At 29.9% G+C, this 16,138-nt stretch carries 13 protein-coding genes and 1 riboswitch; of the genes, 2 read left to right on the plus strand and 11 right to left on the minus strand.

Going from position 1 to position 16,138, the window contains the following annotated elements:
- Nucleotides 1-77 precede the first annotated feature (77 nt).
- Nucleotides 78-1,700, minus strand: a complete 1,623-nt coding sequence (nikA, locus tag QU666_RS00615; protein WP_036070074.1) for a nickel ABC transporter substrate-binding protein — start codon at nt 1,698-1,700, stop codon at nt 78-80.
- Between the two features lie 270 nt (nt 1,701-1,970).
- Nucleotides 1,971-2,111, minus strand: a riboswitch (cobalamin riboswitch).
- A gap of 300 nt (nt 2,112-2,411) precedes the next feature.
- On the opposite strand from nikA, the gene pncB reads away from it, so the two are divergent.
- Both pncB and QU666_RS00625 read left to right on the plus strand, forming a co-directional pair.
- Nucleotides 2,412-3,797: a nicotinate phosphoribosyltransferase gene (gene pncB / locus QU666_RS00620; RefSeq protein ID WP_021768726.1), complete on the plus strand. Its 1,386-nt coding sequence runs from the start codon at nt 2,412-2,414 to the stop codon at nt 3,795-3,797.
- A 212-nt stretch (nt 3,798-4,009) separates the two neighbouring features.
- Nucleotides 4,010-4,399: a hypothetical protein gene (locus tag QU666_RS00625; protein ID WP_021769745.1), complete on the plus strand. Its 390-nt coding sequence runs from the start codon at nt 4,010-4,012 to the stop codon at nt 4,397-4,399.
- A 115-nt stretch (nt 4,400-4,514) separates the two neighbouring features.
- On the opposite strand, the gene QU666_RS00630 is transcribed toward QU666_RS00625, so the two are convergent.
- The 10 genes from QU666_RS00630 to hemA form a co-directional block, all read right to left on the minus strand.
- The gene (locus QU666_RS00630) at nt 4,515-5,015 is read right to left on the minus strand and encodes an HRDC domain-containing protein (protein WP_021769746.1); all 501 of its coding nucleotides are present in this window, start codon (nt 5,013-5,015) and stop codon (nt 4,515-4,517) included.
- 37 nt (nt 5,016-5,052) lie between these two features.
- Entirely contained in the window at nt 5,053-5,520 is a 468-nt protein-coding gene (locus QU666_RS00635; protein WP_036071443.1) for a DUF4825 domain-containing protein, read from the minus strand.
- Between the two features lie 26 nt (nt 5,521-5,546).
- A complete protein-coding gene (gene pheT / locus QU666_RS00640; RefSeq protein WP_021769748.1) occupies nt 5,547-7,943 on the minus strand; it encodes a phenylalanine--tRNA ligase subunit beta in 2,397 nt (798 codons plus the stop codon).
- A 518-nt stretch (nt 7,944-8,461) separates the two neighbouring features.
- Nucleotides 8,462-9,310, minus strand: a complete 849-nt coding sequence (locus tag QU666_RS00645) for a hypothetical protein (RefSeq protein WP_021769749.1) — start codon at nt 9,308-9,310, stop codon at nt 8,462-8,464.
- A 26-nt stretch (nt 9,311-9,336) separates the two neighbouring features.
- Nucleotides 9,337-10,200, minus strand: a complete 864-nt coding sequence (locus QU666_RS00650; protein WP_021769750.1) for a YwqG family protein — start codon at nt 10,198-10,200, stop codon at nt 9,337-9,339.
- A 30-nt stretch (nt 10,201-10,230) separates the two neighbouring features.
- A complete protein-coding gene (locus QU666_RS00655; protein ID WP_021769751.1) occupies nt 10,231-10,698 on the minus strand; it encodes a GNAT family N-acetyltransferase in 468 nt (155 codons plus the stop codon).
- A 30-nt stretch (nt 10,699-10,728) separates the two neighbouring features.
- Nucleotides 10,729-11,748, minus strand: coding sequence for a phenylalanine--tRNA ligase subunit alpha (pheS, locus tag QU666_RS00660; protein WP_036071446.1), 1,020 nt, complete (start codon nt 11,746-11,748; stop codon nt 10,729-10,731).
- A gap of 706 nt (nt 11,749-12,454) precedes the next feature.
- Nucleotides 12,455-13,945: a uroporphyrinogen-III C-methyltransferase gene (gene cobA / locus QU666_RS00665; RefSeq protein ID WP_021769754.1), complete on the minus strand. Its 1,491-nt coding sequence runs from the start codon at nt 13,943-13,945 to the stop codon at nt 12,455-12,457.
- Complete coding sequence (gene hemC, locus QU666_RS00670; protein ID WP_021769755.1) at nt 13,932-14,900, minus strand: hydroxymethylbilane synthase; 969 nt, start codon at nt 14,898-14,900, stop codon at nt 13,932-13,934. Before hemC ends, cobA begins: the two co-directional genes overlap by 14 nt.
- Nucleotides 14,897-15,937: a glutamyl-tRNA reductase gene (gene hemA, locus QU666_RS00675; protein ID WP_021769756.1), complete on the minus strand. Its 1,041-nt coding sequence runs from the start codon at nt 15,935-15,937 to the stop codon at nt 14,897-14,899. Before hemA ends, hemC begins: the two co-directional genes overlap by 4 nt.
- Nucleotides 15,938-16,138 lie beyond the last annotated feature (201 nt).

The raw sequence follows: 16,138 nt of genomic DNA on the forward strand, positions 1-16,138 counted from the left end.
TAAAAATTATTTGAATAAATTATCCATAATTTCTAGATTCAATTTTGAAGAGGCTTCACTATTTTGATATTTTTAATTTATTTTACTTTTACAGTTGTCCATACAGGAATTCTATTTTCTTCTGGCATAAATTTCACGCCTTCCAGCTCTCCAGTTCTATAAACACTTAGTAAAGCTTGATAGCTGATTGGAATATATACAGCTTGCTCTTGTAAAGTAGTTAATACATATTTATACATTTCATTTAATTTAGTTTCATCAGGTTCAATTAATAAAGCTTTGATAGTTTTATCTAGTTCAGCTTTCATTGGTAAACCTAGTTGCGCAGCATAGCCAGGATTTGTTCCTTTAACCGAATCATCAGCCATTGCAGTCAGGTAAGCATGCGGATCCCAAGGAGCTCCCCATGAATAGTCAGACATTAAGTCATAATTTTTTGCAGTTGCATTTTCCCAGTATGCTTTTTCTTCCATTGCCTTTAAGTCAACTTGTATACCAATTTTTTTCCATTCTCCTTGAATGTATTCCCCTACATTTTTATCTGTAACTTTAGAACTGATGTAAGGGAAAGATAGAATCATTTTTTTACCATCTTTTTCTCTCATACCGTCAGCACCTTTTTTCCATCCTGCCTCATCAAGCAATGTCTCTGCTTTTGCCAAGTCAAAGTTATATTTTGTAAGTTCTATATTTGTGTGAGGTACATTTGGAGCAAAAATTGTATCAGCAGGTTTTTCAACACCACCAAATATATTTTTTGCGATACTTTGTTTATCTACAGCATGACTCAATGCTTGTCTTACTTTAAGATCTTTTAAAATAGGGCTTGTAGTATTTAAAAGAATCATTCTTGTAGACATTGGTTCAGAAGTGGCAGTAGTGTATTTTTTATCTTGTCTGTATGTTTCAAATCTATCCAAGCTAATTAAACTGTTTCCATAAATTAAATCGATATCTCCAGCTTCAAATTGAAGAGCAAGTGTTTCGCTATCTGGAATATTTTTAATTATAACTTCTGAAGCGGCAGGTTTTTCTCCCCAGTAATATTCATTTCTTACGAAAACTGCATATTCATTATTTTTATGTTCTTTTAACACCCAAGCACCTGTCCCTATAGGTTTTTTTATACCTTTAGAAGTATCTCCATTTTCAGGGAAACCAGCATCTCCTAAAAAACGTATAGGACGTATCATTGCCAAGTCATAGAGTGTTGCAGTATAAGCTGTATCTAGAACTATTTCAAATGTATAATCGTCAACTGCTCTGTATGATTTTAAATGATTAGTAAATGCAAACCATGAGTGATTTGATTTGTTTTGTTTAGAAAAGATAGTGTCAAAGTTTTTTACAACATTTTTTGCATTAAAGTCTGAACCGTCTGAGAATTTTACATTTTTTCTCAATTTAAAAGTGTAAGTTTTTCCATCTTTGGAAATATCCCAAGATTCTGCCAGCATTGGCTTAATTTCTCCATTTTCCCCATAAGATACAAGTCCGTCATAAACCATATCCTGTGTAATAAACTGGCTTGGTAAGTATTCGTGAGGATTTAAGTTCCCAGTAGGATCCTGATTAAATGCCAATGTAATTTTACCAGATTTTTCTGTTTTTCCTTTGTCTGCATCTTTTTGCTTTGGCTGGCAAGCAAAAATAAGTCCCATCATCAACATGATGATAATCGTTTTGAATGAATTTCTCATCTTTTCTCTCCTTAATTTTATTTGAATTTTATTATTTTACAAAATGTTTAAAATAACAAATTAAACTTTTTCTCATAAAAAAAAAACGTTTATAAAGCAAACGGTTAAAATTCTAATCACAGTAATGTATTTTAAACTGAAATTAAAAGTCAAGACTACTTTGTTAGGCTTCTAATTATGTTTAAAGTTTTTAGTTCAATTTTGAAAGAATACGATTAACTTAAAAAATTTCAGGGTTTTAAAATTCATCTAACCATCTGCCGTAGTTAATTAATGAATAATTATTATGGATAGTTATCCGACTTGGAACATCAAAAATAGAGGTTTTTCACGGTTGCGGGACAGTGTAAGAATTTCACTTACTTTCCTACCTTTCGATTTTTAAAATCAGTCATAATAAATTAAGTTTAGTATTTATATTTTATTGTAAAAATAATAATTATTAGTTTATTATAATTTTAACATATTTCATATATTTTTTCAACATATTTATTTTTTATTTTTAAAAATTTATATAATAAATTCTTTTAAATAAATTAAAAATATGAGATAATGTATTTGTGTTTATTGAATTGAATAATATACTCAAATATGTTTAAATTTTAACTAATAAAATTAAATAAATATGAGGATTTGAATAATTATAAATTTGATTTTAAAGCGATTTTATTGTAAAATAAATTAGAAATTATAGAAAAGAAGAGGTTCATTATGGAGAAATTTTTTAAATTTTTAAATTCAGACAGATACCAGTATGCAGAAAGCGAAGTGTATTTAAAAAATAATATGGAAAATCAAATAGCGACTTTTGATGTATTTTTACGTACAGAAAAGGAAAATGATTATGTGATTATATATGGGATAGCGGATGTGCTGGAATTGATAGATGCCCTTTCTAATACTTCTTATGAGAAAAAGAAAAAATATTTGTCAAAAATTTTGGATAATTTAGATTTGATTGAATATATTGCCAATATGAAATTTACAGGCTCAATAAAGGGATTAAGAGATGGAGAAATCGTTTTTTCAAATGAACCAGTTCTTACAATTACAGCCCCACTTATACAAGGAAAAATTCTTGAAACTCCTATTTTAAATATTTTGCATTATCAGACACTTGCGGCAACTGTCACTTCTAAAATTGTACAGGCAGCAAAGGATAAGGATGTCTTATTTTTTGGAAGCAGGAGAACAGCAGGCTTTGAAGCAGTAATGTCAATAACGAAAGCCGCTTATTTAGGTGGCTGTGTAGCCCATTCCAATTTAATGGGGGAATATCTTTATGATTTGAAAAGTGTAGGAACTATGACACATGGGTTTATTCAAAGTTTTGGTATGGAAAAAGATGCCGAATATAAGGCGTTTGATATGTTTATAAAGACTTATAGAGATAAAAAACAGGCTTTAATAATGTTAATAGATACTTATGATACGCTTAATAGCGGTATAGATAGTGCAGTTAAAGCATTTAAGACAAATAAAATAAATGATGAGTATGAAGGAAGTTATGGGATTAGAATAGATTCAGGCAATTTGGAAGATTTGTCCCAAAAATGCAGGAAAATATTGGATAAAAATGGGTTTTATAAGGCAAAAATCATATTAACCAGCGGACTTGATGAGGAAAAAATAGAAACATTAATAAAAAATAAGGCAAAAGTCGATACATTTGGAGTAGGAGATGCCATAGCATTACCCAAAAAGGAAATAAGTACCGTTTATAAAATGGCTAAAATAAATGAAAACGCTGTAATGAAAATTTCTGATGAAAGTAGCAAAACATCATTACCAGAAAATAAGGATTTATATAGGGTTTATGAAAATAATGATTTTTACGATGTTGTAGCACTAGAAGACGAAAAGCTTGAAAATACAGGTAATATAAAAAAATTAACAATTGATTATATTTCAGATGGTGAAAAAATTGCAGAAAATTATGAATTGCTGGACTTGAAAAAGGCAAAAGAGTATTATGACAGTAATTTGATGCTTGTGAGAAAAGTATACGGAGAGAAGTTAAAATCTGGGAGAGTGAAATTATCAGAAAAATTGGAAGATTTGAAAAATGAACTTTTGAAAGCAAGAAAAAATATCTAAAATTAAGTCTATAGTAAAACCGTTTTAAAACAGAACTCAAAAACTATGATTATTTACTCAAACCTTGAGTTTATATAATTTTTAATAGTTTAATTTTAAACGGGTTCGAGTATAAAATAGAATTTATTTGAATTTCTTAAATTTTTATATTCAAATAATATAAAAAAACTGTTATAATTAATTTAAATTATAGTTAGAAGAAGGAGAAAATAATGAAAAAACTAGTTATTATGGTTATGTTGTTATTAAACATTTTTGTATTTGGAGAAAAGTTCCATAGTGATGGGAATACAAATTTAGAAAAGTTGAAAGGTACTTGGGATAGTAGATTTTGGGAAATTGTTAAAAAGAAAAATGAATGGTATGTAGAAGATCTAGATCCAGCGATGGATATAGATGTTCCATTATTACAAATTAAGCCTTACAAAAATGGTGCTTTGGTTATCGACTATACAAATCTTGGTTCTGATTATGTAGGAGGTCTTGTGTATTTTGGATGGGATACAAAATATAAAACTTTAGTAATTTTAGATGAAAACTTAAATATTGAAAGTAAAGAAGAGAGATATGTGGCTTGTTTACATAATGGAACTTGTAATTAGTATAGTATCTAATACTATTTATTTTAAATAGAAGATTTATTATAAAATTCAAATTAAAAGTTTTTAGCAAAGGGGGTAAGCCCCCTTGTTATTAAAAAGGTTTTACTAAATATCATCAAAGTGGTTTAAGCATATCATAAAAATTTTCCAAAATCAGCAAAATTTCTTCTCCATAATCCCTGATTTTCCGTTTTCCCATTCCCTTTAATTGCGAAAGTTCTTCCATATTTTTAGGATTAGTTTTTGCAATATTCGCCAAAAGCTGGTTTGAAGCAATAATATATGGTGGATAGCCTAACAGCTGTGCTTCTCCTGCCCGCCATTCCTTTAATATCTTGTATAGTTCCATTTCATCTTCTGTCAAATATTCCATATAATTTTTATTAGTTTCTTTAAATTCTTTCACATCTTGTGTAAAATTATCTTTTCCAGAATTTTTATTAAATTTATCTGTTTTTTCACACTCAACAAAAGCCGTCCAATAATATTTCCCCTCAATTTTCACCAATTCAGCCTGATACTTTACAATTTGAACATCTTTTAATACTCTTTCCAGTTTTTCCTGCTCAAATTCCTCCATTTTATCATCAAATGGCAATGTTACTATTTTTAACACCTCAATTTCCCCCCTATTTATTTAAACTTTATAAGTTTTATTTGTTCAAATATTTTACAAATTCTTTTTCACTGCTTCCAATTTCTTTAGTATTTTTATTCACTTCAGCCTTCAAGTAATTATCAATTTCATCTCTAGTAAATTCGGCTATAATTTTATTATTTGAAACATCTTCATATTTCACAAATGATAAATTTTCAATTAAAGCAAATAACACAGCTGAATTTTTAAGAAACTCATTTTTTTCAGGAATTTTTCCAGAATTTATATTTAATTTCACAAGTATTCCATAAGGCTCTTTTTCTGACAAAATTTGTACAGAATTATAGCTTGTTTCCTTTGGATATTTTAAATTTGATAAAATATTTATTACTTTAGAATTATCGCCCACATATTTTGTTTTATATTCATAAGTATTTTTATTAGAATTTTGTGATTTACCACATGCTGTAAAAATAACACATACAATTAATAAAACTATTATTTCAAACTTTTTATTTTTCATAGCAATCACCTCTAAATTCGATACTTCTATTGTCTTAACACCGCACCATAATCCTTCTCAACCTTAGCCACAATTTTGTTGGAAATATCTACAATTTCTTTTTCTTCCAGTGTTTTATTCTTATCTCTTAGAACTACACTGATTGCCACACTCTTCATTCCTGGCAGTACTCCTACACCTTGATAAATATCAAATAGTTCCACTTTTTCTATTTTCTTGTCAACTTTCTGGATTGTTTTTAATACATCTCCAACTAGGATTTCTTCCTTCATAACGAATGCAAAATCTCTTGGCACAGCTGGATATTTTACAATACCTTGATAATTTACCTTTTTACCGATATATTTCTGAATCAAGTCAATGTTAAATTCTCCAACTAGAACTGATGTTTTCCCTAAGTCAAAGTTTTCCAGCACATCTGGATGAATTTCTCCAAAACTTCCGATTAATTCACGTCCCACAAATACATCAACTGAACGTCCAGGGTGGAACTGGCTTTGCTCAGAACGTTTTATCATATAGTTGTTGAATTTAAGCTGTGTAAAGATTTCTTCTACAATTCCCTTCAAATCGTAAAAATCGTAAGGAACAGGTTTTGGATTCCACAATGTCTTGTCGCTTTCTCCAGCCAGAATTATTCCCAATTTCACTTCTTCTTTTGCCAATTCTTCAGCTTTTTCGAAAGTTCTGCTCACTTCAAAGAATCTAATATTTGAGACATTTCTGTTAATGTTGTCCTTTGCGTTTTTGATGAGGCTGTAAAGCAATGTCGGACGCAATGTTACAAAATCCTCTGTAATTGGTTTTAGCACGTCAATCAGTTTTTCCTGTGCAACTGTATATTTTATTTTTTCCATCGCATCTTTTGGAACAAAGCTGTAGTTGATAACTTCCTTAAGTCCTGCATTTGATGCAATCAGTTTTACCTGCGTAGAAAGTTTTGTTGTGTCAATAACTGGCTGTTCACTAATATCAAGTTTCGGTAAAATGTTTTCGATATTGTCAAAACCATACATTCTGATAATTTCTTCAAAGTAGTCCTGCTCATTTTCCAAATCGTCACGGTAACTTGGTGCAGTCAATGTCAAAGTTTCTCCATTATCCACAACTTCGATTTCAAGTCTAGTTAAAATTCCAATAACAGTTTCACGAGGAATTACTTTCCCAACGAAACGATTCAGTCTTTCGAAATTAAGTTCAGCAGATTTTTTCTCATAAGGGACAGGATAATTGTCAACAGCTCCAGCCAATATTTCTCCACCTGCTACTTCCTGAATCAAATTTGCAAGTCTATTTATCACATTAATCGCATTTTCCTCGTCCACTCTTCTTTCAAATCTATATGAAGAATCACTTGATAAAGTCAATCTTCTTGAAGTTTTTCTCACATTTTGCGAGTTAAAGTTTGCCACTTCTAGAAGGATATTTTTTGTATTTTCAGTAATTTGTGAATTTTCTCCGCCCATTACACCACCAAGTGCTACGGCTTTCACTCCATCCGAAATTACGATATCATCACTATTTAATTCTCTTTCCTGTTCATCAAGCGTAACCAGTTTTTCATTTTCAAGCCCTGCTCTCACAACAACCTTTCCACCTTCAATTTTATCAAGGTCAAAAGTATGATTAGGCTGATTAAGTTCCATCATAACAAAATTTGAAGCATCTACAATATTATTAATACTTCTGATTCCAATAGATTCTACTCTTTCCTTAAGCCATTTTGGACTTTCCTTAACCGTTACATTTTTAATAATTCTAGCCACATATCTTTTTGCCAAATTGCTGTCTGAAATTTCAACCGAAATATTGTCAGCAGTTTTTTCGCTACTTTCAGTATTTATCACAAAACTAGGATATTTAACTTCCTTCCCGTAATAAGCCCCCAGTTCTCTTGCAATCCCAATATGCGATAGACAATCAGGACGGTTTGGCGTAATTTCCAGCTCAAACACAGTATCATTAATTCCCAAATATTCCTTCATTGGTATTCCAGCAGGTGTATCTTGAGGTAAAATCATAATCCCGTCAGAATCCTTACCAATATTCAGTTCTTCTTCTGAACAAAGCATTCCATTTGATTCCACACCTCTTATTTTCCCTTTTTTAATAACAAAGTCTTCAGCCAGTTTTGCTCCAACCTGTGCTAAAACAACCTTATCCCCAGCCTTATGATTAGATGCACCACATACAACCTGCAAAATTTCCTTCCCATTATCCACTTTACAAATTGTCAAATGATCCGAATCAGGATGCATCTCCTTTTCAACAATATGTGCCGTTACAACATTTTCCAAGTTTTCCCCCAGCACCTCGATTTTTTCCACTTCCTGCCCAATCATAGTAAGGGCATTCTCCATTTCATTTATTTCTATTCCATCTAAATCTATATACTGCTTTAACCAGTTCAACGAAATCAGCATTCTTTTTTTCTCCTTATTTAAAATTTTTTAGTTGTAATTATGTTTTTTCAATTTTTATTTTAGATTAATTTTATTAATAATTGTTTTCTATTATTTATTTATATTAGTTTTTTTAACGCAGAGGTATCAGACGCCATACCTCTGCACTCCCGCTTGACGCAAAACTTTCTTTTAGAAAAAAATAGAACTCGCTTTTGAATTTATACTATTCTGATATGAATAACTTTGTATAATTTAAAATTTATTCCAAAAGCTCAAACAGCTATTTTTTTCTAACGAAATTTTGCTTGTTATATGTTGTTATCAAATAAATTTTTCTAATTAGATTAAAATGTCGTGATTTTTTGGAAATAAAATTGATTGTTTGAGCAATAGCGAGTTTCAATTTTGTTTTCAAAAAATTCTTAGACGAGCCAGGGATGCAAGGGAAATGGCGATTGATTTCCCTTGCGTTTAAAAAAAGAAAAAACATAGAATTTATAAAAAGATATATATTAATCAATATTCATACTATAAAATTAAATAAAAATATTTTTTATTATTTTTATAAATAATTCAGGTTTTTCTATATATTTCATATTTTTTGAAAAAATTACTTCTCCAGTTTTCTTCTCAATTTGTATATTTTTATTATTCTTATTTTCTAAAACCGTAATTTTTCCAATTTCCTTCCAAAAATAATTTTCTAAAATTTTTTCATTTTGATTTCCCACTCTAATTTCATTTTTATCTAAAAAAATATATTCAGAAATTTTGACTTTTTCCAAATTTTTATCCATATTTAAGCTAAAAATTTTGTCTTTCATTAAATTATTTTTTTCAATAATTCCGAATTTAAAGTCAAAATTATCCTTATTTTTAGTATCTTCATTAAATTTATTCTTTAATACAAACTCAATATAATTTTTTACAAACAATCTTGAAGCCATCCTATTTAATTCCAAATTTATTGTAATTTTTTCCAAATTATTATTTATTAAATTTTCTTTATTTTCGACTTCAATAACCAGAAATTCAACATTATCAGAACCATTTTTTAAATTTAAATAAAAATAATTTTTCACATCTTCAAAAAATATTTTTTCCTTTTTCAAGACATTTTCAAAGCCAGTTTCATAAAAAATATATTTCCCAACCGAACTTTCTTCCATTTTCAGCCATAAAAACTGAATTGGTGCAAGCGATATAATAAATATTCCAATCCAGAATAAAAACTCAAAATAATTTTTTCCCCAGTTCACAAGCGACAAAATTACAAGGAAAAATCCTAAAATAATGCAAATTGCAATAATAAATATAGTTTTTATAATCATAACTTGTGAAATTCCAGCTTTTCCAACTATTTTTCCTAATATTTTTTCCTTCATCTTCTCAAATTATCCTATTTTTGTTTTTAACTGCAATCCCAGTTATAAAGAATTTCTGAAAAATCTTTCTTTTTCAAATTTTCACGATTTATAAAAAAGTTTATTACGCCAGCATCTCCGATACAAACTTTCCAATTTCGAGTATTTTCATCAAATTCGCTATTAAGTTGAAATAATACTGTATCAAATTTTTTATACTCTTCGTTATATTCTCTAGGATCATCTTGAGTAAAAAAGGCAAATCCATCGCATTGTGAATAATAATTTTCTGAATATTGCATAAAGTTCAATAATTTTCTATAAAGCCAGTCTTCTTGTGTTTGTTTTAATCCTTTTTCCTTGCAGATTTTTCTGAATATATGATAAAACATATCTTCAAATCTTTCTTTTTCACTTGTCAATTCAAAGTTCATTTTATAACTTTCGTTATCATTTGTAATGTAACTTTCTTCAAAATTATAGGGATTATAAATACTTTTTAACTCATTTTCATCATAAAACTCTTCAATTTTTTCATGATAAATCACACGAAAACTATCTTGAACAGTCTGATTATCAAAATCAAGCCCTAACAATCCATCCTCATCATTTAGAACGAAAAATTGTAAAATCCCTTTTTCTGGAAAATCTGCAAGCCCTTGTAAATCGTCACAGTTAATCTGTGCAATCATCATCATTTTATCGCCATTAGCTGTTTGGGGAATTTGTGCTCCTTTAGGGATATAAGGCAATCCCATAACTTTGCTATCTGTTATTTTTAGTTCATTTTCCGTCAATGTAATTTTTGCAAAAGTCTTTGTTTGTGCAGTTTTTTCATATTCAACCCAAATTTCATCATAAACTTTTTTTGCAAATTCATCATCAATTTTTATTTCTAATTCATTTTCCATTTTTAACCTTCCAATTAAATTAGTAACTTATTATCTAAATTTTTCCATTCTTACAATTCCTTCTTCATCTGCTTTGTTTATTCCATTTTTGTAACTATATCCCATTTTCTTATAAAACGGGACAGCCGTAATGGACGCAGGTATCTCGATTCTTTTGGCTCTTAAAAAATATTCATCTTTTTCCAATGTTTCAATAATTTTTCGTCCTATTCCTTTTCCTTGATATTCAGGTGAGATAAAAATGGTAAATAAAGAACTTTCATCAACTTTATCCCAATATGGTGCAATTGCTCCACATCCAATAATATTGCCCTTTTCTTCGGCAACATAAAAATGTGTCCACGAGGCTCTTTTAAGAACATTTTCAGTCTGGAAATTATTTACGTGATTTTCTATTGAATCAGCAGAATAATCTTTTATATTTGTTTTCCGTAATGTTTCCACAATCAATTCAGATACTTTTTTAGCATCTTTTTCTTCAAATCTGCGTATTTTCATATTTTTCTCCTGAATTACACTAATTAGATCCTAAAATTGATTCAAAAATCTCTCATCATTTTCAAAAAATGCCCTCAAATCATCAATTCCATATTTAAGCATTGTAATTCTCTCAAGCCCTAGCCCAAATGCAAAACCTTGATATTTTTTCGGATCAATTCCAACACCTTCCAGAACTTTCGAATTTACCATTCCGCTTCCTAAAATTTCAAGCCACCCAGTCCCTTTACAAACTCTACATCCAGCTCCTTTACAAACTCCACATTCTACATCCATTTCAGCTGATGGCTCTGTAAATGGGAAAAAGTGCGGACGGAATCTTACTTTTCTGTCTTCTCCAAATATTTTTTTCACGATATTTTCCAAAATCGCCTTAAAATTAGCAAAAGAAACATCTTCTCCTACCATAAGCCCTTCCATCTGATGGAACATTGGCGTATGTGACACATCGTAGTCTGGACGGTAAACTTTCCCAATCGAAATCATTCTAAATGGCGGTTTTCTGTCTTCCATATATCTAATTTGCATACCAGAAGTTTGTGTTCTTAGCACAACATTTTCTTCTTCGATGTAAAATGTATCTGAAATTTCACGTGAAGGATGTGTTTTTGGAATGTTTAATGCGTCAAAATTGTATTTTACATATTCTACTTCTGGTCCATCCACAATATCAAATCCCATTGTAGAAACGATATCCTTTATTTCCATAACCGTCTTTGTAAGCGGATGAAGCGAACCCACGTTAGCCTTTCTCCCTGGCAAAGTCACATCTATAGTTTCATTTTTCAGTCTTTGCTGTTTTGCAATTTCCTTCAAGTCAGTATTTACTTCTTCAAATCTATTTTGCAGTACATTTTTTATTTCATTCGTAACTTTTCCAAATTCAGCCCGTTTTTCAGCCGCAATATCAGCCATTCCTTTCATAATAGCTGTAAATTCCCCTTTTTTCCCCAATATTTTAACTCTCAGGTCATTCAGCTCCTCAAGATTTTGCACCTCTTTAAGTTTTGCTAACACTTCTTCTTTCAAGTGTGCCAATTTGTCTAACATTTTTCCTCCTGTTTGCTTCACTTTTCTATATTTTATACTATAAAATTTATGTTTTTATTATATCACACTTTAAATATATTAAAAAGTTTAAATTTCCCAAAATGAAAATAGACATTGAATAAAATTGAAAAAAATGCTATAATAGTTTCATATAAAAAACAATCACGAGGTTTTTAAAAAATGCGAGAAGAAAGTTCTAATCTTTATTGACTAGAATTTTTTTTTTGTGATATAACTTTTAAAGTTAATCAAGATTCGCAACCTTGATTGATAAATCCTCGTGATTGGAGGTGGTAACGATGATTAATCAAGACTGGGCTATTTTGCTGGTTATAATCGTTCTATTTTTGATTTTTAGCCGTCAAGGATAGTCGGCACTTGATAATCTCCTTTCTACCTTATGCCCACTGGTTTATCTGCTAGCCAGTGGGTTTTATTATTTACTTTCCAAAACAAAACAAAACAACAACAACACAATGGATTTTAATGTTTCTCAATTTTTTCAAAAAAAGAAGCAGAATCTCAAAAATTCCACTTCCAAACACAGCAATTTATTTCACTAAATTTACAAATTAATAAACTCAATTTTCGTACTTATCCTCACAATAGACATTTTCACTAGGATACTTATAGCATTTCACAGTTATTTCATTGTCTGATAAACTTCATCTTTATATTTCTTTTGTCTAGTATAAAAAGGTATTTCCTATCCTCTTGCTGTCTGTTTTAAAATTTCATCAAATAATCCGTCTTCAGTGTATTTTTTAGGCTCTATTCCTACTTTTAATCCATATTTTTCAATAGTTTTTGTAGTAACAGGACCAATAGATGCTATAACTTTATTTTTCAGAATTTCTTTTATTTCCTCATTTTCACTTAAGTTTATGCTATCAGCAAAGGCATTAAAGGTTGATGAGCTTAAAAACATTAAGATGTCGCTTTCTTTTATGTATTTTTCTGCTTTTTCCTTTTCCACTTCAACTTTCTGAGTTTTATACACTACAAGTTTTTCATAATTTCGATTGTATAAATCTGAATATTTTTTTTCATTTACTGGAGAAATGTCAGATACTATAAACAGTATTTTTTCTCCTTCCTTAGTAAAATTCACACTTTCGCTTGCCAGTCTTTCTACAGTGTATTCTTCTGGATAAAAATCTGGAATTATTTTATATTTTTCAATTTCTTCAGCAGTTTTTTCTCCCACTACACCTATTTTAATATTTCCCAAATAACGAATATCCTTTACTTTTTTCATAAATCCAATAACAGAATTTATACTGTTAAATAAAAGGGTACTGTATTCCTTCAAATCAGGCATTTCAAAATCGACATATTCTATATTAATAAATGGAAGGCTCAAAGCCTGTCCGCCAAGTTCATTTATTTTATTTGATATATTTCCTTGTTTTTCCCTATTTCTTGTAACAAGAATATTTTTTCCAAATAACGGCTTATTCTCAAACCATTTCATTTTTTCCCGTAAATTCACCACTTCGCCAATCAAAATGATGGCAGGTGATTTTACATTATGCTCTTTTACTGTATTTACTATTGTTTCCAATGTTCCTGTGTAAGTTTTCTGTCTTGTCGTTGTTCCATCTTTTATTATTGCGACAGGTGTTTTTGGATTTTTTCCGTTATTTATTAAATTTTCTGCTATTTTTTCAAGATTGCTTAATCCCATTAAAAAGACCAAAGTTCCTTCCAATTTTGCAATAACTGGAAAATCAAGCTCTATTCCATTAAATTGTGTATGTCCAGTAAATACATGAAAAGAAGTATTAATTCCTCTGTGAGTAACAGGGATTCCAGCATAAGCTGGCACAGCGATTGAAGAAGTTATCCCTGGAATCACTTCAAAGTCTATATCTTCAGCAACCAAGGCCTCTATTTCCTCTCCTCCTCGTCCAAATACAAAAGGATCTCCTCCTTTTAGTCTTAGAACTTCAAGTCCTTCTTTACCTTTTTCAACTAATTTATTATTTATTTCTGCCTGCAATTTTCCTCCAGCAGTATTTTCTTTCCCCATATAAATCATTTCTACATCAGACTTTGCATATTGTAAGATATTTTCATTTACAAGCCTGTCATAAACAATACAGTCAGCTTTTTCTATCACGTTTTTCAATTTTAAAGTTATAAGCGCCTCATCTCCACAGCCTGCTCCTGCAATATAAACTTTACCTTTTCTCATTTTTCATCTCCTCTTCTTTTATTTCTTCAGCCAATTTTTGTGCAGTTTCCTTTGGATTTTCCCTATTTCCTTCAACTTCTTTAAATATTCTGATTCTATTATCATTAAACATTCCCTTTAATTTTAATGTATTTCCTTCAATAACCGATGAACAGCCTATCGGAGTATGGCATCCTCCATCAAAAATTTTTGAAAATTCTCTTTCAGCTTTGCACATTATCGTAACTTCATCATCATTTATAATTTTCAGAAGGTGTCGTATTTTATTATCATTTTCCCTGCATTGAATACACAAAATCCCTTGTCCTGGTGCTGGCATAAATGAATCTGTATCAAAATATTCAGTAATTCTGTTTTCTAATCCAACTCTTTTTAATCCAGCTGCAGCCAGCACAATCGCATCATATTCCCCATCATCAAGTTTTTTTAACCTTGTGTGAATATTTCCACGAATTGCTTTTATCTTTACATCATTTCGCAAATTTAGAAGCTCCTTTTCCCGTCTTATGCTTCCTGTGCCAATTACAGAATTTTCATCAAGTTCTTTTAATTTTTTCCCGTTTTTTGAAACAAGCACATCACGGTTATCTTCCCTCATTGGAAAGCATGCGTTTAAAAGTCCTTCTGGAGTGTTCTGTGGCATATCCTTTAACGAATGTACCGCCAAATCTATTTTATTTTCCAGCATTTCCTTTTCAATTTCTTTCACAAACAAGTCCTTTTGCGTAGTTCCCTTTATTTTTGTAAAGTCCCTTAGGTCTTTATCTCCCTTTGTAACTATAACTTTCAGTTCTATTTCCAGCGAATTTTTTTTCTCAAACCCTTCAATTTCGCAAAAATTCTCATTCTCTCTTAATTCATCATATTTGTTAATAAGCATTTCCTTCACTTTTTCCGCTTGTGCAAGTGCCAAAATGCTTCCTCTCGTTCCAATAATTATTTTATTCGATTTCATCCATTTTCACCTATCTCAATATTTTTCTGATTTGTATATTTTCTTCTTTTTTCAAGTTTCTCTGCTATTTTTTTCAACTGCTCCTCAATAATGTAAGAATATTTTTCTACAATTTCATCCCGTTTTTCCACATTTTTATTATATTCATCCCAAATATCCTCCAAATGATAAAGCGAAGCATTTTCAAACTCCCCAATACTTGTTTCAATATCTCTCGGAACTGCTAAATCAAGGAAAAACCGTTTTTTTCCATCATTCAAAATATTTTGAATTTTCGCTGTTTCAAGAATCAAATGTGGTGCAGAAGTGGCACTTATTACAATATCCATATTTTTTATAACATTATATTTCTCATTAAATTCTGCTGTCTGAACGTCTGGATACACTTTCTGCAATTCAATCGACTTTCGTAAACTTCTATTTGTCATTGTCAAATGGCAATTGTTCATTTTGTGAAAAAGTGCAAGAATCGACTGGCTCAAATCTCCCACTCCAATTACAAATATTTTTTTATTTTCAAGGCTCTCAAATTTTGTTCTTATAAATTTTACAGCTATCGAATCAAGTGAAATATTTTTTTCATTTATCTTGCTTTCCGCCCTAAATCTTTTCCCAGTTTCTATCGCCTGATTAAACATTATATTCAAAAATGAAGACGTAACATTTTTGTCAAGAGCGTCAAAATATGCCTTTTTAAGCTGCACAAGAATCTGATCTTCTCCCTTTATTATCGAATCCAGCCCACAAATTACCCGCAACAAATAATTCACGGCTTCAGCCCCTTTATAGTCCTTCATCTTCTCAATCCTAAAATCTCTCTTTAACCTCTCAATTTCAAATTCCTTGCTAACATCCAAATAAAGCTCTATCCTAAGGCAAGTTTCAACAGCCACATACCCCTTTATAATCCTTTTTTCCAAATACTCCCTCAAAACATGTCTATATCCCTCTTTTACAAACTTTTCCCTTTCCTCCAAACTCAAATTTTTATAACTAAAACTTAGAATATAAAAATTTTTTACTAAATTTTCCTTCATTTTTTTCTCTCCGCTTTTTTATATAATTTTATCATTTTTTAAAATAATTTCTTTTAATTTCTATCTCTAAAATAAATATTACTAAATTTATTTGTTATATGAAATGATGTATAAATTTTAGTATTTTACTTTTTTTATTTTTACTCTTTCTCTTCCTATATTCTATTAATTTTTCCATTTTTTGTCAATTTAATTTATAAT

It is taken from the genome of Leptotrichia sp. HMT-225 (genome assembly GCF_030644325.1).
In the GTDB taxonomy this organism is placed as follows: domain Bacteria; phylum Fusobacteriota; class Fusobacteriia; order Fusobacteriales; family Leptotrichiaceae; genus Leptotrichia; species Leptotrichia massiliensis.

Coding starts and splice junctions, on each gene's coding strand:
- nikA (WP_036070074.1), bottom strand. CDS start 1,700: ATGAGAAATTCATTCAAAACGATTATCATCATGTTGATGATGGGACTT.
- pheT (WP_021769748.1), bottom strand. CDS start 7,943: ATGCTGATTTCGTTGAACTGGTTAAAGCAGTATATAGATTTAGATGGA.
- hemA (WP_021769756.1), bottom strand. CDS start 15,937: ATGAAGGAAAATTTAGTAAAAAATTTTTATATTCTAAGTTTTAGTTAT.
- pheS (WP_036071446.1), bottom strand. CDS start 11,748: ATGTTAGACAAATTGGCACACTTGAAAGAAGAAGTGTTAGCAAAACTT.
- pncB (WP_021768726.1), top strand. CDS start 2,412: ATGGAGAAATTTTTTAAATTTTTAAATTCAGACAGATACCAGTATGCA.
- hemC (WP_021769755.1), bottom strand. CDS start 14,900: ATGAAATCGAATAAAATAATTATTGGAACGAGAGGAAGCATTTTGGCA.
- cobA (WP_021769754.1), bottom strand. CDS start 13,945: ATGAGAAAAGGTAAAGTTTATATTGCAGGAGCAGGCTGTGGAGATGAG.
- QU666_RS00625 (WP_021769745.1), top strand. CDS start 4,010: ATGAAAAAACTAGTTATTATGGTTATGTTGTTATTAAACATTTTTGTA.
- QU666_RS00635 (WP_036071443.1), bottom strand. CDS start 5,520: ATGAAAAATAAAAAGTTTGAAATAATAGTTTTATTAATTGTATGTGTT.
- QU666_RS00655 (WP_021769751.1), bottom strand. CDS start 10,698: ATGAAAATACGCAGATTTGAAGAAAAAGATGCTAAAAAAGTATCTGAA.
- QU666_RS00645 (WP_021769749.1), bottom strand. CDS start 9,310: ATGAAGGAAAAAATATTAGGAAAAATAGTTGGAAAAGCTGGAATTTCA.
- QU666_RS00650 (WP_021769750.1), bottom strand. CDS start 10,200: ATGGAAAATGAATTAGAAATAAAAATTGATGATGAATTTGCAAAAAAA.